Raw genomic sequence first — 21,143 nt, forward strand, 5'->3', positions numbered from 1 at the left:
ACCGGCTTTCTTTGACCGGATTGCGCAGTTCCACCCATGTGCATGACAAAAACGGATTGCCATGTTAGGGTAGGAATGCACTAATTGACTCGTCAATCAAAAAAACACAAAGCAACCGGGAGTAACAATGAAAGCCAAATTTCTGGGCGGTGTGACCGCCTCTGTCATCGCCCTCAATGCCGCTGCCGCTTTTGCAGATTGTGGCACCGTACGGTTTTCCGATGTCGGGTGGACGGATATCACCGCCACCACCGAAACCGCGAAAGAAGTGCTGACCGCTCTTGGCTATAAGGTCAATGTCGATGTGCTCGGCGTGCCGGTCACTTTCTCGTCGCTGGCCTCGAATGATATCGACGTCTTCCTTGGCAACTGGATGCCCGCGCAGCAGGCCGCCATCGGCCCCTATCTCGACAAAGGCACGATCGATGTGGTCACCACCAACCTGACCGGCACCAACTACACGCTGGCCGTTCCGACCTATCTTTACGACAAGGGGCTGCATAGCTATGCCGATATCCCGAAATTCGCCGACGAGCTGGATCACAAGATCTACGGCATCGAGCCGGGCAATGAAGGCAATGGCTACCTGATGGACCTGACCGAGAAAGGCAAGGTTCTGGAGGGGTTCCAGATTGTCGAAAGCTCGGAACAGGGCATGCTGGCGCAGGTGGGGCGTCTTTATCCGAAAAAGAAGGCGGTGGTGTTCCTTGGCTGGGCCCCGCATCCGATGAATTCGACCTATGACATCAAATACCTGACCGGCGGCGAGGATTTCTTTGGCGGCGAAGGCACGGTGCAGACCGTGACCCGTAAAGGCTATGCGACCGAATGCCCGAATGTCGGCAAGCTGCTGAAAAACATGACCTTCACCCTGCCGATGGAAAACGAGATCATGGGGGCGATCCTCAATGACGGCAAAGACCCCGACGAGGCGGTTCCGGCATGGCTGAAAGCGCATCCCGATGTCGTCACCCCGTGGCTGGACGGCGTGACAACCATTGACGGCAAAGAGGGCCTGCCGGTTGTGAAAGACGCGCTGGGTCTATGACCCCGCTCTCAAAACGACAAAGCCGCGCAAGCCCCGCTTTGCGCGGCTTTTTGCGGCCCGCTGTTCTTCCAAGAACTTCAACCGCTTGAGACGACGCCCCCCCTGAGTCGGCGGCACATGCCAGCCCCCTGCCCGACAGGGTCGATCCTGCAATTTTTGCGACAAGTTTTTCCCTTATGTCGCAAATCCCCGTCGCAGGGGTCGCAAATGCGCCTTCGCCAAATCTTAATCGTGACTACTCTGGGTCCATTGAAACCCACAGCCGCGCAGCACTAGCGTGCCATGGAGACAAGGCCATGCAACCCTCCGCTTCCCTTCCCGAGCTTCTCGCCCGCCGCAAACCCGGCCATGCGCTCGAACAGGCCTTCTACACCTCTCCCGAGATCTTCCAGACCGATCTCGACCAGATCTGGTACAAGGAATGGCTCTTTACCGCCTCGCGCGCCGAGCTGCCGAAGAAAGGCGCCTATGTCACCCATAAGGTCGGCGCCTATACGGTGGTGATCGTGCGTGGTCAGGATGATGTCATCCGCGCCTTCCATAACACCTGCCGCCACCGTGGCTCGGTGATCTGCCAGCACAAGAAGGGCACCGCTGCCAAGCTGGTCTGCCCCTATCACCAATGGACCTACGAGCTGGATGGCCGCCTGCTATGGGCGCGCGATATGGGGCCGGAGTTCGATGCCTCGAAACACGGGCTGAAGCCCGTCAACTGCCGTGAGGTCTCGGGGCTGATCTATATCTGTCTGGCCGAGAATGCGCCCGATTTCGACACGTTTGCCGAGACCGTCACTCCCTATCTGGAGGTGCATGACCTGTCCAATGCCAAGGTCGCCTTCCAGTCCACCATCATCGAGAATGGCAACTGGAAGCTGGTGTGGGAAAACAACCGCGAATGCTATCACTGCGCGGGCAACCACCCCGACCTGTGCCGCACCTACCCCGAAGATCCCTCGATCACCGGTGTCAGCGCCGATGGCACCTTCCCAGAGAAGGTTGAAAACCACTTCAACCGTCTGGAAGCCATGGGTGCGCCCTCGCGCTTCAAGATGGCCGATAACGGCGAATATCGCGTGGCGCGTATGCCGCTCTTGGATGGTGCCGAAAGCTATACGATGAATGGCAAGATCGCCGTGAAAAAACGTCTGGGCCGCGTGCCGGTGCTGGATGCGGGCACTTTGCTGCTGTTCAACTACCCCACCACGTGGAACCACTTCCTGTCGGACCATTCGATCACCTTCCGCGTGACGCCGATCAGCCCGACCGAGACCGAGGTCACCACCACATGGCTGGTGAACAAGGATGCGGTCGAGGGGCAGGATTATGACCTCAAGAACCTCACCACCGTCTGGGAACATACCAATGACGAGGATCGCCGCGTGGTCGAAGACAACCAGCAGGGCATCAACTCGCCCGCCTATGAGCCCGGCCCCTATTCGCCAACCCATGAGGATGGCGTGATCCAGTTCGTGAATTGGTATTGTGACACCATGACTTCGCGGGTGGGCCCCGTGAAGCTCGCAGCGGAGTAAGTTAATGACCCTCATCCCCGGCGAAACCGCGATCAAGATCTGGAACGATTCAGAAGAGCTGGAATGCGTCTCGGTGCTGCCCGAGGTGCCCAATGTAATGACCTTCTGTTTTCAGGCACCTTCACGGGCGATCTTCGACTACCAGCCCGGCCAGTTCCTGACCTTGGAAATTCCGGTGCCGGGTGGGCCTTTGTACCGCACCTATACGATCTCGTCCTCGCCCTCGCGGCCGATGTCGATCACCGTGACGGTCAAGGCCCAGCCCGAGTCCATCGGGACCCGCTGGATGTTCGACAACCTCAAACCGGGGATGAGGATCAAGGCGATCGGCCCCACCGGCAGCTTTACCAACGCCAATTACCCTGCCGAAAAATATCTCTTTATCTCGGCAGGGTCGGGCATCACGCCGATGATGTCGATGACCACGCATATGTATGATCTGGGCCGCGATTGCGACATTGTCTTTGTGAATTGCGCCCGCCGCCCGTCAGAGATCATCTTCCGCGAACGGTTGGAACATATGGCCTCGCGGGTACACGGGATCGACCTGAAATGGGTTGTCGAAGGGGCGGATAAATACGAACCCTGGACCGGATATCAGGGCTTTTTCAACCAGTTGATGCTGGGCCTTATGGCGCCCGACTATCTCGAACGCGAGGTCTTCTGCTGCGGCCCCGAACCCTTTATGACCGCCGTGCGCGAAGCCTTGGCGGGCCTTGGCTTCGATATGGACCACTACCATCAGGAAAGCTTCAGCGCCCCGATCGAGGAAGTGCGCGACATCCCCGAAGACGAGCTGCCCGAGGAAGGGGCCACCGCCGAAATCGAGTTCTCCGGCTCCGGCGTGACACAGAAATGCGCCGAGACCGATACGGTTCTGGCGGTTGCCCGTCAGGCGGGGCTGAATATTCCTTCGGGCTGCACCTTCGGCGTCTGCGGCACCTGCAAGATCAAGAAGGTCTCGGGCGAGGTGCATATGGTCCATAATGGCGGCATCACCGAAGACGATATTGCCGAAGGCTACATTCTCGCCTGCTGCTCCAATCCGCGCGGGCATGTCATTGTTGACGCCTGAAGGCCTGAGGGCCTGAGCAACGGCAGATCAACCTGTCAGGCCGTGCGGCGGTGCCGTGCGGCCATTTCACGTGAATCATCGCAGAAAATGCGACGCCGCGCCCAAAAGATCATCAGCCGCGATCACAATTTCCCCTCCGGTCCGGCGAAAACTTGCCACCTGCCCCGAGTTTTTGTTACCTTCTGCTTATACCAAAAGACGATAACAAAACGGACCCGCAGATCTGCCATGCGCGTGGCAGAGATTTCGGCATCATGCCCTGCGCAATCCGTTATCAGGCACGAAGCAACCAGTGAGGCGTTCCATGAACGGACGGACGCTTGCGCGCGGCATTCTTTTGCCCGCGATCATATTCGGGATCATGGCTGCTCCTTTCAGGGCGACAGCCAGCGAGGCCGATTGGCCGACGGCGCGCGAAACCTCTGTCGCGCTTGCGGGATTGCAGAAGATGCGTCAGGACAGGCTTCTGGCGCGCCAGCCCAATGTGCTGGATTTCATGTTTAAAAACAGCAAGGACCGGATCTTCGATGCCCATCTGACCGATGATCTCGGCGATCTGAAATTCAATACCGCCAAGGGGCAGCGCAGCTGGGCGGTGGTCGAGTCCAACTGGACCCGCAGTGATGAGACCGCGTTGCAATACAGCTTTGTCGCCTTTGGCGGGCATACCAAGCTGAACGAGCAGATCTATGTCGGCGCGATGGCCCAGCTGGATGCGGCAGAGCGCCGTATCGATGATGGGGCCTCGGGCGAAGGCTATGGCTTTCTGGTCGGCCCCTATCTGGCGGGCAAGGTGCCACAGACCGAGCTGGACTGGTCGATGCGGCTGCTGCACGGGGCCACCAACAACCAATTCGCACCCGACGGTTCGATCCAGCGCCGTGCCCGCGCCGAACGCACGCTGTTTCAGGCCCGCATGGAAGGCCGCTTTGAAATGGGCACAACAGAATTGACGCCGAATATTTTCGCCAGCCATGTCAATGAGGTGGCCCACCAGTTCAAGATTGCCAGCGGTGCGCTGGTGGATGGTGACCGGCTGTCCCTGTCACAGCTTTCGGCTGGGGTGGAGTTCTCGCATCCACTCGAAAGCAACTGGGCCAAGATGGGGCTGACCGGACAATTCGCGCTTGTGGCCCAGCATAGTGTCGGCACCGGTCTGCTGGACGAGGCCTACCCCTCGACCGACTGGTTTACCTCGCGCGTCGAGCTGGGGCTGGATCTGGACCGCAAGGGGCTGGGCAATCTGAGCACCCGCATCGGGCTGGACGGGGTCGAGGGGGATCTGACCGACCAGATCCACCTCTCGCTGAAATTCGAGCGCAAGCTGTAATCAGACCCCGATCGGGATCAGGTGGTTATCCCATGCCACATCCGAGCGCTTGAGCGGCACGATACCCTGAGCGGTGATCTGCGACACAAGCCCCGCGCCATCGGTTGCGGTGAACCCGCCCTGCTTGCAGACCCCAAGGCCGCAGACATCGGCACGGCGCACCGACCAAAGCGCCTCGCCTTCCGCCGAATAGGCCTGCACCATGCCGCCACGCGGGCTGGTGATCGCCACCTCGCGCCCGCCCTGCCCGAAAGCCACCGATCCGGCATAGCCCTTCATGGCAAATTCCTCGCCCGGCAGCGGCTCGGCCAGAACAACCTGCTGCCCGCGGTCATGCAGGCCCAGCAAAGGCACCGGCTCCATCAGATCGCCCTGCCACTGCATGCAGAACGCCACCCGCCCGTCACCACGCACCGACAGGTGGCGGATCGAATTCTGCCACAGCTCGGGCGCTAGCTCGACGACCTCCAGCACCTCCCCCTCGGGCGAAAGATAGCTCAGGTTCGGGCGCATCGTGTCGATATTCAGCGGCGTACGGTCGCTGGGGTCGGTCTGGATCCCGCCATTGGCCACCACCAGAACCTCTTGGCCGGGAAGGCGCAGGATTTCATGCGGGCCGATCCCGTTCGAGGCGAACTCCCCCACCCGCACATAGCCGCGCGCCACATCCCAGATACCGATCCGCCCCTCGGACCCTTCGGCCACTACTTCCGAGGTATAAAGCCGCGAGCCATCGCCCGAAAACGCGCCATGGCCGTTGAACTGACGCCCCTCGGGCGGGGTCAGCCGCGCCACAAGCCCACCCGTCACACAGTCGATCACCAGCGCGAAGGTTCCCGGACGGCGGGCAAACGCCACGGCCTCGGGGCGGTCGGGATGGGCGGTGGCGGCATGACCACGACCGAGCAGCGGTTGCGTGAAAAGCGGTGCGCCTTCTGCCGTCAGCCCCCAGATCGCATAGCTGCCATCGGGCGATTTCGCGGCGGCCAGAAAGGCGGGATTGCCCGCATCGGCCCAGCTCAGACGTGGAACGCTCACCGCTGCGGCAAGGCTTGCAAGAAAATGACGCCGTTTCATCTTAGTCTCCATCCGCTGCGTTAAAGCCCACATTCACCCCCAGCAAAGGCCCCAGCTCGGCCTGCATGGCATCGACCGTCAGCCCGATCTGCTGTTGCACGATCTCGACCTTCAGCCGCGTCATCGGGTCATCCACACCGGCAAAAACCGGATCATCCAGCTCCTGCGCCAGCTCGATCGCCCTTGCGAAGGCCGCATCGGTCTTGGGGGTCTCGCCCATGCCCTGCGCCAGTTTATCGGCAAAGCCTTTGAGCGCCTCCAGCGACAGGATCACATTGCGCAAAGACCGCCCCGAGGCCAGCATCTCGGCCCGTTCGGGGCGCGGATGCTCGAAGCTGCCCAAAGGACGCCCCAAGCGGATATCCTTGTCAAATTCGAGCCCCGTCACAAGCTGGGTATAAAGCGCCTGCCGCGCCTCGGATTCGGTCAGATACAGGCTGTGCCCCTCGGCACCGGGGGTAAGCAGTTCGTCGGCAAAGCCGTTCTGCCAGCCGACCTCGGTGTCGATCGCCATCTGCGCCAGATCGGCGGCCATCGCGGCGCGCAGCTTGCAGGTATACGCCTCATCGCTTGCCAAGGGGCCATAAAGCAGATGTTCCAACCCGAAGAACCCCCGCACCCCGATCGAGGCCTTGCCCAAAGCGGCGGCATCGGTGAATTGCGGATCCTGCGCCTTGATCAGCGCCGAAAGCTGGCGGCGGCCCGTGGCTTTGGCATCGGGCCAGAACGCAAAGGCCAGCGCCCGCCCCTGCTCTTCCACCGGCCCCAGACGCAGGAAACTGACACCCATCCATGCATCGAAGGCCGTGTTCCAGAGCGGTTGCATCGCCGCAATCGAGCAATCCGCCTCGGCCCCTTTCTGCAGGGCAACCGCCGCATCCGACAGCGCGGCATATGCGGGCAGCACATCATCGGTAACCGTCGCGCGCACATCGGCCACAGCAGGCAGCGCCAAGGCAAGAAACGGCAGGGAAAGCAGGATAGAACGCATTACAGGGTCTCCAGAAAACGGATCAGGTCGGCGCGGGATGCGGCAGGCAGCGCCAGATATCTATCACGGGCAGCCCCTGCCTCGCCACCATGCCAGCGGATTGCCTCGTCCAATGTGGCCGCACGGCCATCATGCAGAAAGCGCGGCGCATGGCCGGTATTTTCCTGTGTCAGCCCGATCCCCCAAAGCGGGGCCGTGCGCCATTCGTGCCCCGAGGCCACCCCTTCGGGGCGGTGATCGGCCAGCCCCTCGCCCATGTCATGCAACAGCAGGTCACTATAGGGCCAGATGAGCTGATGAGAGGTCACCGGATCCTCGCTGGTCGCGGTGACGAATTTCGGCACATGGCAGGCATGGCATTGCGCCTGATAGAAGGCCTGCTTGCCGCGCAGCACCTGCGGGTCCGCCACATCGCGGCGCTTGGGCACCCCCAGCCAAGTCACGTAATCAGTGACCGCTTGCAGCGCCTCGGTGGAGACTTCGGCATTGTCGCGCAGCCCCACATCGATGCCGTCGGGCAGCTCCAGACAGTCCGTCTGCGTCAGGGTGCAATCGCCCGAGCCTTCGGGGAAAAGCACGCTCGACAGGCCCATATCCTGACTGAACGCCTGCGCCGTCATATCCACCAGCCGCGCCATGCCTGCCTTATGCCCGAACCGCCCCAACCGGACCGCACCATCGGGGCCAGGGGCATATTGCGCCCGCCCCGAGATCCCGTCGCCATCGGCATCCTCGGGGTCGGCATGCATTAGAATATCCGCCTCGGGGATCGCCTCCAGCAGCCCCAAGCCGATGATCTGCGGTGCCACCCGCAGCGAGGTCAGCACCTCGGGCGGCAGATCAATGCGCGGCGCGGGATAGCGCAGGCCGTGGGCCTCGATCCACTCCAGCTCCAGCCGCCCTTCGGGCTGCAGCGATGGCACCGCCCGATCCTGCAACTGCCAGCCGAAGTCATAATCGGGGATCATCCCGTGCCAGCCCTCGACCCCGAAGGCCCCGCCTTCCGCGCGGTAACGCCGCGAGAGTTTCAGCACCATGCCCGAAATCCCCTGCCCGTCCTCGGGGCGGCCCCGCCCGTTGCCCGGATGGCAGTTGGCACAGGCGCGGGCATTGAACAGCGGCCCCAGCCCGTCCGAGGCGCGCGTGCTGGAGGGCGCGGGCACCCAGAGCTTTTCAAACAGCGCCTCGCCCAAGGTGAAGGTCATGCGCTGCGCAGCGGGCAGACTAGCTGCAGGCCTGTCAAAACGGCGGGTCGCAAGGCTGCCCGCCCCGCCCGGATTGGCCTCGTAACGCTCGGCGGTCGTGAACTGGCGGGCAGGCTGCACAACCGATATCGCCTCCGTCCCGCCCGCACAGGCGGCCACCGGCAGACACAGAACGGGCACAAGCACGGCCGGTGCAATAAAAGCAGACAACAAAGACCTGATCATGACCCTCACATCACAAAAGCCCGCGGCATCGCTGCCGCGGGACATTCAGGACCGTGATGCCGGAAAATATGGGCCTATCTTCCGGCAACCCTGCCCTTTTACTGGAACACCGCATCGGGATTATCGAGACTGTCCGACCCTTCGATCTCGACCTCGGCCCCCAGCACCGTCACCGCCCGTTCGATGGTGCGGGTCTGGGCAACCAGCGCATCCACTAGGCCGGTCACCAATGCCGCCCCCTCGTCATTGCCCAGAGCGATCATCTGGTCATAGGCCATGCCGCTTTCGGCTTTGGCCTTGATCGCGGCAGCGGCCGCCACCGACGCATCAAGATCCTTGCTCAGCTGCGCATCCACATCCGCATCCTTGGCCGCAACCAGCCCCGAAAGCGATGCCCCTTCCACAACCGAACCATCCACGCGGGTATACTGGCCGGTATAGACGTTACGAATCCCGACAGCATCATAGTAATGCGACAGATGGGTCATATCCGAGAAGCAATCATGCTCTTCTTCCGGATCATGCAGCATCAGGCCCAGCTTGGTCCGCTCGCCCGCCAACTCGCCATAAGACAGCGACCCCATGCCGGTCAGAATCGTCGTGATCCCCGCCTCGGCATCGTCGGTCAGGGCCTTGCGCGCCGCCCCGTCCTCGTCCCAATGACCGACCATCTCTTTCAGATCCGCGACCAGCAAGGCGGAAGCGGCCTGCAGATAATCGGCACGGCGGTCGCAATTCCCCCCCGTGCAACCCTCGCCCTGAACATAGTCGGTATAGGGGCGCGCACCGGCCCCTGCCTCGGTGCCGTTCAGATCCTGCCCCCAAAGCAGGAATTCGATGGCGTGATAGCCGGTGGCCACATTGGCCTCGACGCCCTCGGCCTCCTGCAGGGTCTCGGCCAGAAATTCGGGCGAGATCGTGCTGGCATCCACCGGCTGCCCGCCAATGGTCAGCGATTTATTTGCAATCACATTGGCCAGCGCCAGATCGTTTTCCTCGTTATTGGCGGCGGAATCCTCATCGACATAATCAATCAGCCCCTCGTCCAGCGGCCAGGCGTTCACACGACCCTCCCAGTCATCCACCAGCGCATTGCCGAAACGGAAGGCCTCGGTCTGCTGATAGGGCTTACGGGCGGCGATCCACGCCTCTTTCGCGGCGCTCAGATGCGCCTCCGTGGGGGCCTTGACCAGCGTGTCCACAGCCGCTTCCAATGCCTGAGCCGTCGACAGACTGTCTTCATAGCCCGCCTGTGCGATATCGGCATAGGTCTTGATCACCGCCTCCGCGCTTGGCGCGTCCGCATAGGCCGTCACCGGAGCCATAAGAGGGGCCACAACAAGAGCAGTACTGGTGATCAGCGCGTGCAGACGACAGGACATAGGATTCCTCATATCAGTGAAACTTCTACTTCACGCATAAGTGACCTATTTTGTCAGCTTTGTAAATCCGATTATTTTACTCGGGAAGCGCCAGCACCTCCGGACGGAATGTGCCTGCCGCCCGAGGTCGCACCTCGTAGGGCGTGGCATGGCCCAGCCCCGCCGCCACAATCCGCCGTCCCAAAGCCTCGCCCAGCCAACGCGGCAGCCCCCTCCCCATGAACCACTCCGAAGGATCATAGGCACGGCCAAACCCCTCCAGTTCCCGCGGAATATAGGGGCGCTGCTCCGCCTCACTCACTGCAAATTCTCACGGCGCAGGCAGCACATCCAGCACCTGATGCACGAAAAGCTGCGCCAGCCCTTCGCTCACCAGAGCTTCCTCCAGACTGCGGCCATAGCCCGGACCGTCCCCGCGCAGGACGTGGTGATATTCATGCAAGAGCACCCGCAAAAGATCGCCCCGCAAGGCCGCAGGATCCTGTAACACTTGGGGATGCAGATAGACCTCGATCAGACCGGACGCCGGAGCAAAGCGACTACAACGGAATCGCTCCGGCAGCCAGTCAACCACACGCATGACGACATCCGCCGAAGAAACCGGGCATGGTGCCAGAGGCGCCTCGGCCTGCACCAGCGCCGATAGAATCGGCTCCCGCGCCGCGCCACACGCATCACGGGCATCCAGAAAATGGGGCGCAAAGGCGTCGGGCATCCTGCCAGACTGGACCAAAGGCCCGCCCCCGCAAGACCCCGCCCCGCCAAACAGCAAAAAGCCGCCCGAGGGCGGCCTTCGCTTCGTCAGAAAGACAGATCTTACTTGATCTTGCCTTCTTTATATTCGACGTGCTTACGCACAACCGGGTCGTATTTCTTCACGACCATTTTCTCGGTCATGGTACGGGCATTCTTCTTGGTCACATAGAAGTGCCCGGTGCCCGCCGTCGAGGTCAGACGGATCTTTTGCGTCGTCGGCTTCGCCATGTTTCATCTCCTGAGCCAGGCAGCCAGCATCGCGCGACCACCATCGAAATCCTTGAAGCCCGCCTTTTAGTCAGACTCACCCCAGAGTCAACAGCCAAATGCGCGATCTTCCCGAAATTCGACATAACACATCCCCAAAGCCGCTCTCTCACGACATGCCCCCTCTGGCAGACGGCGGAAAAGGGCAGAATTTGCGCAGGCGGTCTATAAGCCGGATTCTGTTCAGGGGTTACCCCCGTCGATGACCATTCCTCTAGGCCTGCAGTTGCCTGCAGGCTCAAGCTGCCAACCCGGATCACTCGGGGCGAAGCTCCCCTACCGTCAGACAGATGCCTGCGGCACGCGATCCCTATTCGGCGTTGCTCCCGGTGGGGCTTGCCATGCCGGTCCTGTTACCAGTCCCGCGGTGGGCTCTTACCCCACCGTTTCACCCTTACCCGTGCCAAAGCAGGGCGGTCTGTTCTCTGTGGCGCTTTCCCTAGGGTTACCCCCGCCGGGCGTTACCCGGCACCGTCACTTCATGGAGTCCGGACTTTCCTCGGCGATCCGGCTGTCTGCAGATACAGAGCTACGTAATCGCCGCGGTCATCCGACCCCCTGCGCAAGCCCGCCATATGCCGGATCGCGCAACAGCGTCAAGCAAAACCGCCTGCGTTCCAGCTGCCCGAAATATCCTGGGGTGAATTCGACGCAGTCGAAGAGGGGCAAAGCCCCTTACCCCGCCCCCTATCGCCGCGCGGCAAAGAAAGCACGCAACAGCGCCTCTGCGGGCGCCGCCGAAATCCCGTCATAAACCTCGGGCGCATGATGGCATTGCGGATGCGAGAACACCCGCGCGCCCTGCGCCACCCCGCCCGATTTCACATCCGCCGCACCATAATACAGCCGCCCGACCCGCGCCGCCGCAATCGCCGCCGCACACATCGGGCAGGGTTCCAGCGTGACATAGAGATCATACCCCACCAGCCGCTCCGATCCGACGGCATGACAGGCCGCGCGCAAAGCCAGAATCTCGGCATGGGCGGTAGGGTCACAGAGTTCGCGCGTGCGGTTTCCGGCGCGCGCCACCACCTCGCCCGCAGGCGAAACGATCACGGCTCCCACCGGAACCTCGCCACGCAAAGCCGCCGCCCGCGCCTCTTCCAGCGCCTGATCCATGAAACTTCTGAACATATCTCCTCTTGGACGCGAAGCTTCTTATATGCAAGGCTCTTCCCACAGGAGAGAAGACACTATAGAGAGGCGCCTTCAAGACCGCCTCGGGAGCCGCCTGCCATGACCAATGATTCCAACAATACGCCGAAACCAAACAATACGCCCTCTGCCGCAAGCTCTGGGGGCGAGCGTATTGCCAAGGTCATCGCACGTTCGGGCGTCGCCTCGCGCCGTGATGCCGAAAAACTGATCCTTGCAGGCCGTGTGGCGGTCAATGGCAAACAGGCCGCATCTCCGGCGCTGGATGTCACCCCCAAAGACAAGGTCACCATCGACGGCACGCCGATCGATGCACCGCAGGAAACCCGCGTCTGGCTCTATTACAAGCCGCTGGGTCTGGTGACCACCGAGAAAGACGAGCAGGGCCGCCGCACCATCTTTGACGAGATGCCCGAAGGCATGCCGCGCGTGCTGAATGTCGGCCGCCTCGATCTCAACTCCGAAGGCCTGCTGCTGCTGACCAATGACGGGGCGCTCAAACGTCGCCTCGAACTGCCCGAAACCGGCTGGCTGCGCAAATACCGCGTGCGGGTCAATGGCCGCCCCACGCCCGACACCTTCAACCCGCTGCGCGCGGGGATCACCATCGACGGCACCGAATTCCAGCCGATGGACATCACGCTTGACCGCCAGCAAGGCGCGAATGCATGGCTGACCGTCGGCCTGCGCGAAGGCAAGAACCGCGAGATCCGCCGCGCCATGGCCGAAATCGGCCTGACGGTGAACCGCCTGATCCGCGTCAGCTACGGCCCCTTCCGCCTCAACGAAATGCAGCCCGGCGATGTGATGGAAATCAAACGCCGCGTCCTGCATGACCAGCTGGGCAGCCTGCTGGAAGATACGCCCGGCGCACAACCTGCCGACCGCAACAAGCCCGCAGGCCGCCGCGACGACGGCGAGCGCCCGCGTGGCCGGTTCGGGGAGCGGGGGGATCGCGGGGAACGGGGTGGCAAACGCTTCGACCGTGCACCGCGGGACAACGAAGACGGGCGCGGCGACGGGCGCGGCAAACCCGAACGCAGCTTTGGCCGCCAGAAAGATTTCAGCGCCCGTGGGGACCGCCCCGAGCGCGGCGACCGTTTCGAACGCGCGGACCGTGGCCCGCGCGCCGAAGGGGAAGACCGTCCCCGCAAGCAGCGCTGGTCTCCCGACAAGCGGCAGGAAGAGCGGAACGCACCGCGCGAAGACCGCGCCGACCGCCCGCGCCGCGACGGCGATGACCGCAAGTTCGGCGATCGCAAGTTTGGCGACAAGAAATTCGGGGACAAGAAATTCGGGGATCGCCCGCGCCGCGACGGAGGCGAAGGCCGCAGCTTCGGCGAGAAAAAATTCGGCGAGCGCAGCGAACGCGGCGGACGGACCTTCGGCGATAAGAAGTTCGGCGAGCGCAAGTTTGGCGACAAGAAGTTTGAGGATCGTGGCCCGCGCGGTGATGGTAAAAGCTTTGGCAAGCCGCGTCGCGAAGAAGGCGAGGCCCGTTTCGGGGACAAGCCCCGCAAACCGCGTTTCGACAACGGCGACGACCGTGGTCCGCGCCGTGACGGCAACCGCGATGGTGGCAACAAGCCGCGCAGCTTCGGCGGCGGCGACAACGAGCGCGGCGGCTTCAAGGGCGGCCCCAAACGTGACGGCCAGCGCGGCGAGCGCAACTTCGGTGGCAAGCCGGGCGCAAGCAAATTTGGCGGCAAGTCGGGGGGTGGCTTCAAGGGCGGCCCCAAACGCGACGGCCAGCGCGGCGATGGCCCCAAAGGGCCGCGCAAACCGCGTAGCGAATAATCCTGTTACGGCGCCAAACCCGATTTGGCGCCGTTTCTTTTTGGGCAAAGCGCAGGAGCCGCGCTGCAATGCCGGTTTCTTGCAGCCCCGATACGCGCTTTTCTGCCACCCCCCTCTGGCAGAGCCGTGCCATTATACCTATTCTTCGCTTAAGATGAGCGTCGCTGATGATCGCTTGACCGAACCTGCTGAACCGAAGAAAAGGGGGCCCTATGTCGCACAAAGCCATTCAGCGCATCGCATTCCTGCTGATGCTGGCGCTGACGCTGAAAATTGCGATGACAGGCAGCGTCTGACGATGGCCCGCCGTTTCTCTGGCAAATACAGCCCCGAAGCCCCGCACCATCCCGACCGTCTGAACGGGCAGGAAGACATTCCGACCGAGCGCCTGCCCAGACCGGAACACCCCTATGAGGGCCGTCCGTTCTGGGTGGCCATCTGCGCCCTGCCCTTTTTGTTTGGGGCATTCGGGGCGGGGCCTGTGGCTCTGGCGCGCGCGATCATGGCATTCGGCCTATGTGCAGGCGCCGCGTTCCTGATCCGCGAAGGGTTACGGGCGCAGGCCGCCTATGAGGCGCGCCGTGTGGCCCGCCGTCCCGCCCTGCCGCGCAAGATCCTTGGCGCGATGGGCATCGGGCTGGGTCTGGCGCTCGGGGCGCAGGAGATGGGCCTGCTGGGTGCGCTTGGCAGCGGCCTTATCGGCACCGCGCTGGGAATCGTGGCTTTCGGGCTGGATCCTTTGAAAAACAAGGGCATGGATGGTATAGACCCGTTCCAGCAGGAACGCGCCGCCGAGGCGGTGGCGATTGGCGAGGAGCATCTGGCGGCCATGCGGGCGGCCATTGCCCGCGCCCATGCCCCCCAGCTTGAGGCCCGTGTGGAAATGTTTGCCACCCGCGCCCGCGATCTGTTCCGTGCGGTCGAGGAAGACCCCAACGATCTGCGCGCCGCACGCCGCTACCTGACCCTTTATCTGGAAGGCGCACGTGATGCGACCATCCGCTTTGCCGATCTCTACGCCCAAAGCCCCGATCCCGCCGCCCGCAGCCGCTACGAGAGCCTGCTCGACGATCTCGAACGCAATTTCACGGCCAAATCGCGCCAGCTGATCGAAAGCGGGCGCGAAGGGTTGGAGATCGAGATCGACGTGCTGCGCGAACGGCTGGAACGCGACGGCATCGCCCCGACCTTTTCCCGACATCATGACTAACGCTATTACGTCCTGCCAAGGAGACCGATAAGATGAGCGACACGACCCGCGAAGCGGCCGCCAAGAATATCAGCGAGATCGAACAGGTTGCGGCCCTGCGCCTCCCCGATCCGCAAGAGGTCGGTCTGGCGCTCGACAAGGCCGAGGCCCCCACCGCCATCGAGATCCGGTCACGGATGAACGAGGTCGACCTGACCGATTCCAACACCATTCTGCGCTTTGGCACCCGCGCCCAGTCGGAGTTGCAGGAGATCAGTCAGGCGATGCTGGTGGATGTGAAAAACAAGGATACCGGCCCTGCCGGTGATAGCCTGCGCCAGATCGTCACCACGTTGCGCGGGTTTTCGGTCAGCGAGCTGGATGTGCGCCGCAAGCAAAGCTGGTGGGAACGGCTGATGGGGCGCGCGGCGCCCTTTGCCTCGTTCCTTGCGCGCTATGAACAGGTGCAAAGCCAGATCGACAAGATCAGCGATGTACTGCTTTCGCATGAAACGAAGCTGCTCAAGGATGTCAAATCGCTTGATCTGCTTTATACCAAGACGCTGAAATTCTATGACGAACTGGCGCTTTATATCGCGGCCGGAGAAGCCAAGCTGGCCGAGGCCGATGCCACGATCATTCCCGCCAAAGAGGCGGAAGTGGCGCAGGCCGCCGAGGGCGACAAGCTGATCCGTGCCCAGGAGCTGCGCGATATCCGTGCCGCACGCGATGATCTGGAGCGCCGCGTGCATGACCTGAAGCTGACCCGTCAGGTCACCATGCAGTCGCTCCCCTCGATCCGGCTGGTACAGGAAAACGACAAGGCACTGGTCTCCAAGATCAACTCGACCTTGGTCAATACCGTGCCGCTGTGGGAAACCCAACTGGCACAGGCCGTTACGATCCAGCGCTCGGCGGAGGCCGCAGGCGCGGTGAAGGCCGCCAATGACCTCACCAATGACCTGCTGACCGCCAATGCCGAGAACCTGCGTCAGGCCAACCAGACCGTGCGGCAGGAAATGGAACGCGGCGTGTTTGACATTCAGGCCGTGAAACAGGCCAACGAGACCCTGATTGCCACCATCGAGGACAGCCTCTCGATTGCCGATGAGGGCAAGCGCCAGCGCGCCGAGGCCGAACGGGAACTGGTGGAGATGGAGGGGCGTCTGCGTGACACGCTGGCCTCGGCCCGCAGCCCGCGTCCCGCCGCGCAACAGGGAGCGCGTTAAGAATGACCGGCGGCGCAAGCGAGACCTTCCGGCGCGGTGCCCTATCCCGCCTGCCCCATCCGCTCGGGGCGGTGGTCTCTTCGCGCCATAGCCGCATGTTGCGGGCGATGGGTGTGGGGCTTTGCCTGCTGGCCGTCGCCGGATGTTCGACCCTGCCCTTTTCCGGCCCTGCCGCGCAGGGCCCGCGCAAGACGCCCCGCCCGCAAACCGCCCCGCAGGACCTGAACGGCGCGAAGGTCGCCCCGCGGTCCCCCGACAGCATCGCGCTGGCCGCTTATTTCCAGCAGGTGCAGGACAATCTGTTGTCACAAGGGCTGATGCGCACCGATGTGGCCCCCCGCGATGCCCCGTTCCACCGCAGGCAGCTGATCGACAATTTTGTCAATATCGCGCTTTATGATGAATACGAGCATCGCAATGGCGCCTTTGTTGCAAAGCAGACCGCTTCGAAGCTGCGCCGCTGGGAAGAACCGGTGCGGATGGATCTGCATTTCGGGGCCTCGATCCCCGAGGCGCAGCGCCAGAAAGACACCGCCACCGTGCGCGCCTATGCCGGAAAGCTGGCGCAGATCACCCGCCATCCGGTCAGCCTTGTGCCCGATCGGGGCAATTTCTCGGTGCTGGTGCTGAACGAGGACGAACGCGAGGGCTCTGCCGCGCTATTGCGCAAGATGGTGCCGGGCATTGATGACAGTTCGGTCAATGCGATCACCAATCTGCCCACCACCACCTTCTGCGTGGTCTTCGCCTTTTCCGAGGGCGACAAATCCGCCTATTCGCGCGCAGTGGCCATCATCCGCGGCGAACATCCCGATGCGCTGCGCGAGAGCTGCTTTGACGAAGAGCTTGCGCAGGGCCTGGGGCTGGCCAATGACTATCCCCGCGCCCGTCCCTCGATTTTCAATGATGACGAGGAATTTGCACGGCTGACCCATCAGGACGAGCTGATGCTGAAGATGCTCTATGACCCGCGGTTACGACCGGGCATGACACAGGACGAGGCGATGCCCGCCATCCGCGAGATCGCGGCAGAGCTGACCCCGAATGACTGACCTATCGGGGCAGGCCGTTCGCCCGCCCCGTCGATTTTATGAACCGGAGACCGGATAATGGGTATTCTCGATTTCCTCAGCGGCGAATTCATCGATGTCATCTCCTGGGTGGATGACACCCGCGACACGATGGTCTGGCGGTTTGAACGTCAGGGCCATGCCATCAAATATGGTGCCAAGCTGACGGTGCGCGAGGGACAGGCCGCCGTCTTCATCCATGAAGGCCAGCTGGCCGATGTCTTCACCCCCGGTCTCTATCTGCTGGAAACCAACAACCTGCCGATCCTGACCACGCTCCAGCATTGGGATCACGGGTTCAAATCCCCCTTCCAGTCCGAGATCTATTTCGTCAATACGACCCGTTTCACCGATCTGAAATGGGGCACCAAGAACCCTGTCATCACCCGTGATCCCGAATTCGGGCCGGTGCGGCTGCGCGCCTTCGGCACCTATGCCGCCAGAGTGAGCGATCCGGGCAAGTTTATCACCGAGATCGTGGGGACGGATGGCGAATTCACCTCGGACGAGGTGAGCTATCAGCTTCGCAATATCATCGTTCAGGAGTTTTCGCGCGCACTTGCGGGGTCCAATATTCCGGTGCTGGACATGGCGGCCAATACGGCGGATCTGGGCCAGCTTGTGGCCGAGGCGATCGCCCCGACCATTGCCGAATACGGGCTGAGCCTGCCCGAATTCTATGTCGAGAATATCTCGCTGCCGTCCGAAGTGGAGAAGGTGCTCGACAAGCGGACTTCGATGGGCATCGTGGGCGATCTGAACCGTTATATGCAGTTTAACGCGGCCGAGGCGATGGGGCAGCCGGGCTCGGGGGCCGCAAGCGGCATGGGCGCGGCCATGGGGGCGGGCCTTGGCGCGGGAATGGGCATGGCGATGGGCCAGCAACTGGGCAGCCAGCCTTTGGCCGGACCTTGGGGATACGGGCAGGCAGGGACGCTTCAGGCAGGGCAGCTTCAGGCAGGGCCGGCGCAGACACAAACGGGGCCGTGGGGCCAGATGCCAGCGTCGCAGCAAGGGGTTGCGCCCGGGCAAGCCCGCGCGCCCCAGGGCGGAGGCGGCGCGGCTGTCGCCGCGCCGCCTCCGCCCCCACCTCCCGCCGTAGAGAAGGTGTGGCATATGGCCGTCAACGGACAGACACTCGGGCCTTACGGGCGCGGGCAGCTGGCCCAGATGAAAACGGACGGACAATTCTCACGCAGCTCGCTTGTCTGGGCCCCCGGACAGGATGGTTGGAAAACGGCAGAAGAGATCGCCGAACTGGCGCAGCTTTTCACGATCGAGCCGCCACCTCCCCCGCCCGGTCACTGAGCGAACGTCCTGCCAAGAGAAAAGGCCCAAGCCGATGAAACTGCCCCGAGTGGCCCGCCCGACGGCAGACAAGCCGCGTGCAAAGGCCCCCCAGATCTATCCCTGCGAGGCCTGTGGCGCGGATCTGCGCTTCAATCCCGGCGAGACACGGATGGTCTGTGACCATTGTGGCCACATGCAGGACATCCCCGCCATTCTCCATCGCGGGGAGAGCGGTCTTCGTGAGCTCCCGCTGGCACCGGTGCTGGCCAATGGTCTGCCCGAAACCCAAAGCCATGAAAGCCGCCATCTATCCTGCCCCAACTGCTCGGCCCAGATCGAGCTGGGGCCGGACCAGCACGCCACGGAATGTCCGTTCTGCGCGACCCCGATCGTGACGGATGCCGGCGATATCCGTCAGTTCCGCCCACAGGGGGTCCTGCCCTTTGCCGTCACAGAAACGGAAGCCCGCGCAGCCCTGACCAAATGGCTGAAGGGGCGCTGGTTTGCCCCCAATGGTCTGGCCGAATTTGCGCGAAAAGGGCGTAAGATGACCGGCGTCTACGCACCGTTCTGGACCTTCGATGCCCGCACCCGCACCCGTTATTCCGGACAACGCGGCGATTATTATTACGAGACCCGTCTGGTTACCGTCAACGAGAACGGCCAGACCGTGCGCCGCGAGCAACAGGAGCGCCGTATCCGCTGGACACCGGTGGCCGGTCAGGTAGGGCGCGATTTCGACGACGTGCTGGTCTATGCGGCACGCTCCCTGCCCGCCCCGCATGTGGGAAAGCTGATGCCTTGGAACCTCTCGCATGTGGCAGGCTATGATGCGAGCTTTCTGGCGGGGTTTTCTGCCGAGAATTATACCGTCGAAGTGCCGGAAGCGCATCATCAGGCCCAAGCAAAGATGCTGCAGGTGATCCAGAGCGATATCCGTCGCGATATCGGCGGTGACACACAAAGGATCGCGGCAATGGACCCGCAATTCTCTGACGAGACCTTCAAGCATATCCTGTTGCCAATCTGGTCCGCCGCCTACCGGTTCCAAGGCAAAAGCTACCGGTTCATCGTCAATGGCCAAACCGGATGCGTCTCGGGCGACCGGCCGTGGTCGGTGTGGAAAATCGCGCTTGCGGCCGTCGCGGTTGCAGTGATTGCGGGGCTGGTGCTCTATTTCTCGCGCTAGCCTGTCGCATCCGGCCGCCGAATGCCGCATGCAGGGCACGCGTGACGACGCGCGCCCTGCAGTATATCCCAGAACACACCTATATGAAGGTCAAACCCATGCGCGCCCTGCTGCAACGTGTCACCCAAGCCAAAGTCGAAGTGGAAGGCCGGATCACCGGCGAAATCGGGGCCGGCCTGCTGGTGCTGGTCTGCGCGATGGAGGGGGACGGCGAAATCCAGGCCGAGAAACTGGCCGCGCGTGTCGCCAAGCTACGGATATTCAAGGACGAGGCGGGCAAAATGAACCGTTCCGTCAGCGATATCGGCGGGGCCTGCCTTGTGGTGAGCCAGTTCACGCTGGCTGCCGATACACGCACAGGCAACCGCCCGGGCTTTTCGACGGCAGCCGCCCCCGACACCGGCAAACATCTGTACGAACATTTCAGCAAGGCACTGCGCGCGTTTGGGCTGCCGGTGGAAAACGGCATCTTTGCCGCCGATATGGCGGTCAGCCTGACAAATGACGGACCCGTTACCATCTGGCTCGACACGGCGGATCGCGGCTGAAACACGCCACACGGGTCACACATCCCTGCAGGGATGTGGCGGGGCCGCGGGGGTTCGATACCCGCGCGGCCCCGCATCCGCCGTCCGGCACCGCCCTGCGTCCTCTTGCCCCGCAGCCCCCACAGGGCTATCCCCCAACTATGGCCAAGCTGTATTTCCATTATTCAACCATGAATGCCGGCAAAAGCACGATGCTGCTGCAGGCCTCCTACAATTATGTCGAACGCGGGATGCAGACGCTCTTGGTAACGGCCAAGCTGGATACCCGCGCGGGTCAGGGCCGTATTGGCAGCCGCATCGGCATCGGCGCGGATGCCGCCTGCTTCACGCCCGAAACCGACATGTTCACCCTGATCCGCGACCGCCTCGAAGAGGGGCCCTGTGCCTGCGTTTTTCTTGACGAAGCGCAGTTTCTTACCCGCGATCAGGTCTGGCAACTGGCCCGCGCCTGCGACGATCTTGACATTCCGGTCATGTGCTACGGACTGCGCGTTGATTTCATGGGGGAGCTTTTCCCGGGCTCGGCTGCATTGCTGGCTCTGGCCGACGACATGCGCGAGGTCCGGACAATCTGTCATTGCGGGCGCAAGGCGACGATGGTGGTGCGGATGGGACCGGATGGACAAGCGCTGAAGGGCGGCGAGCAGGTACAGGTCGGGGGCAACGAAACCTATGTCTCCCTCTGCCGACGCCACTGGCGCGAAAAGATGGGCCAATAAAACAAACGCCTCCGGCAGGTTGCGCGCGAGCGCGGCGAAGCCGCGTCTCGCGCGCCCCGGGGCGCGCCG

General features: G+C 62.7%; 20 protein-coding genes and 1 other RNA gene. 12 read left to right on the forward strand and 9 right to left on the reverse strand.

Annotation, left to right across the window (positions count from 1 at the left end):
• Positions 1-127 precede the first annotated feature (127 nt).
• From choX to AC2ISB_RS09365, 4 genes are all read left to right on the forward strand, one after another.
• Entirely contained in the window at positions 128-1,048 is a 921-nt protein-coding gene (gene choX, locus AC2ISB_RS09350) for a choline ABC transporter substrate-binding protein (RefSeq protein ID WP_339107947.1), read from the forward strand.
• Between the two features lie 296 nt (positions 1,049-1,344).
• The gene (locus AC2ISB_RS09355; protein WP_406721168.1) at positions 1,345-2,580 is read left to right on the forward strand and encodes an aromatic ring-hydroxylating oxygenase subunit alpha; all 1,236 of its coding nucleotides are present in this window, start codon (positions 1,345-1,347) and stop codon (positions 2,578-2,580) included.
• A 4-nt stretch (positions 2,581-2,584) separates the two neighbouring features.
• Positions 2,585-3,655: an FAD-binding oxidoreductase gene (locus AC2ISB_RS09360; RefSeq protein ID WP_339107949.1), complete on the forward strand. Its 1,071-nt coding sequence runs from the start codon at positions 2,585-2,587 to the stop codon at positions 3,653-3,655.
• A gap of 304 nt (positions 3,656-3,959) precedes the next feature.
• On the forward strand, positions 3,960-4,985 hold the full coding sequence (locus tag AC2ISB_RS09365) for a hypothetical protein (protein WP_486574793.1): 1,026 nt from the start codon (positions 3,960-3,962) through the stop codon (positions 4,983-4,985).
• Here AC2ISB_RS09365 and AC2ISB_RS09370 read toward each other — a convergent pair whose 3' ends face one another.
• The 9 genes from AC2ISB_RS09370 to AC2ISB_RS09410 form a co-directional block, all read right to left on the reverse strand.
• Entirely contained in the window at positions 4,986-6,062 is a 1,077-nt protein-coding gene (locus tag AC2ISB_RS09370) for a DUF1513 domain-containing protein (RefSeq protein ID WP_486574795.1), read from the reverse strand. It abuts the gene before it with no gap.
• A gap of 1 nt (position 6,063) precedes the next feature.
• On the reverse strand, positions 6,064-7,053 hold the full coding sequence (locus tag AC2ISB_RS09375; RefSeq protein ID WP_486574797.1) for an imelysin family protein: 990 nt from the start codon (positions 7,051-7,053) through the stop codon (positions 6,064-6,066).
• Positions 7,053-8,471 carry a di-heme oxidoreductase family protein gene (locus AC2ISB_RS09380; RefSeq protein ID WP_486574799.1) on the reverse strand — a complete coding sequence of 473 codons (1,419 nt, stop codon included), beginning with the start codon at positions 8,469-8,471 and terminating at the stop codon, positions 7,053-7,055. The genes AC2ISB_RS09375 and AC2ISB_RS09380 overlap by 1 nt, the downstream gene beginning before the upstream one ends.
• Positions 8,472-8,581: 110 nt before the next feature.
• Positions 8,582-9,865: an imelysin family protein gene (locus tag AC2ISB_RS09385; RefSeq protein WP_486574801.1), complete on the reverse strand. Its 1,284-nt coding sequence runs from the start codon at positions 9,863-9,865 to the stop codon at positions 8,582-8,584.
• Positions 9,866-9,941: 76 nt separating this feature from the next.
• Entirely contained in the window at positions 9,942-10,166 is a 225-nt protein-coding gene (locus AC2ISB_RS09390; RefSeq protein WP_486574803.1) for a hypothetical protein, read from the reverse strand.
• Positions 10,167-10,175: 9 nt separating this feature from the next.
• Complete coding sequence (locus tag AC2ISB_RS09395; protein ID WP_486574804.1) at positions 10,176-10,580, reverse strand: DUF2268 domain-containing putative Zn-dependent protease; 405 nt, start codon at positions 10,578-10,580, stop codon at positions 10,176-10,178.
• Between the two features lie 101 nt (positions 10,581-10,681).
• Positions 10,682-10,849 carry a 50S ribosomal protein L33 gene (gene rpmG / locus AC2ISB_RS09400; protein ID WP_339107955.1) on the reverse strand — a complete coding sequence of 56 codons (168 nt, stop codon included), beginning with the start codon at positions 10,847-10,849 and terminating at the stop codon, positions 10,682-10,684.
• A 191-nt stretch (positions 10,850-11,040) separates the two neighbouring features.
• Positions 11,041-11,450: RNase P RNA component class A (rnpB, locus tag AC2ISB_RS09405), an RNA gene on the reverse strand.
• A gap of 125 nt (positions 11,451-11,575) precedes the next feature.
• Positions 11,576-12,022, reverse strand: coding sequence for a nucleoside deaminase (locus tag AC2ISB_RS09410; protein WP_339107956.1), 447 nt, complete (start codon positions 12,020-12,022; stop codon positions 11,576-11,578).
• Positions 12,023-12,124: 102 nt separating this feature from the next.
• Between AC2ISB_RS09410 and AC2ISB_RS09415 the strand changes: the two genes are divergently transcribed.
• From AC2ISB_RS09415 to AC2ISB_RS09450, 8 genes are all read left to right on the forward strand, one after another.
• On the forward strand, positions 12,125-13,840 hold the full coding sequence (locus AC2ISB_RS09415) for a pseudouridine synthase (RefSeq protein WP_486574806.1): 1,716 nt from the start codon (positions 12,125-12,127) through the stop codon (positions 13,838-13,840).
• Between the two features lie 298 nt (positions 13,841-14,138).
• Positions 14,139-15,050, forward strand: coding sequence for a 5-bromo-4-chloroindolyl phosphate hydrolysis family protein (locus AC2ISB_RS09420; RefSeq protein ID WP_339107958.1), 912 nt, complete (start codon positions 14,139-14,141; stop codon positions 15,048-15,050).
• Positions 15,051-15,082: 32 nt separating this feature from the next.
• Positions 15,083-16,258 (forward strand): toxic anion resistance protein, encoded by a 1,176-nt coding sequence (locus AC2ISB_RS09425; protein WP_339107959.1) that lies wholly within the window; start codon positions 15,083-15,085, stop codon positions 16,256-16,258.
• Between the two features lie 2 nt (positions 16,259-16,260).
• The gene (locus AC2ISB_RS09430) at positions 16,261-17,310 is read left to right on the forward strand and encodes a DUF2927 domain-containing protein (RefSeq protein WP_406721176.1); all 1,050 of its coding nucleotides are present in this window, start codon (positions 16,261-16,263) and stop codon (positions 17,308-17,310) included.
• Between the two features lie 57 nt (positions 17,311-17,367).
• Positions 17,368-18,636 (forward strand): SPFH domain-containing protein, encoded by a 1,269-nt coding sequence (locus AC2ISB_RS09435; RefSeq protein ID WP_486574809.1) that lies wholly within the window; start codon positions 17,368-17,370, stop codon positions 18,634-18,636.
• Between the two features lie 34 nt (positions 18,637-18,670).
• Entirely contained in the window at positions 18,671-19,807 is a 1,137-nt protein-coding gene (locus AC2ISB_RS09440) for a TFIIB-type zinc ribbon-containing protein (RefSeq protein WP_486574811.1), read from the forward strand.
• Positions 19,808-19,905: 98 nt separating this feature from the next.
• Positions 19,906-20,355 carry a D-aminoacyl-tRNA deacylase gene (dtd, locus tag AC2ISB_RS09445; protein ID WP_486576786.1) on the forward strand — a complete coding sequence of 150 codons (450 nt, stop codon included), beginning with the start codon at positions 19,906-19,908 and terminating at the stop codon, positions 20,353-20,355.
• A 140-nt stretch (positions 20,356-20,495) separates the two neighbouring features.
• Positions 20,496-21,074 (forward strand): thymidine kinase, encoded by a 579-nt coding sequence (locus AC2ISB_RS09450; RefSeq protein ID WP_339109535.1) that lies wholly within the window; start codon positions 20,496-20,498, stop codon positions 21,072-21,074.
• The last annotated feature ends 69 nt before the right edge of the window (positions 21,075-21,143 follow it).

The sequence above is a fragment of the Thioclava sp. NS-SX20 genome, from assembly GCF_057380695.1.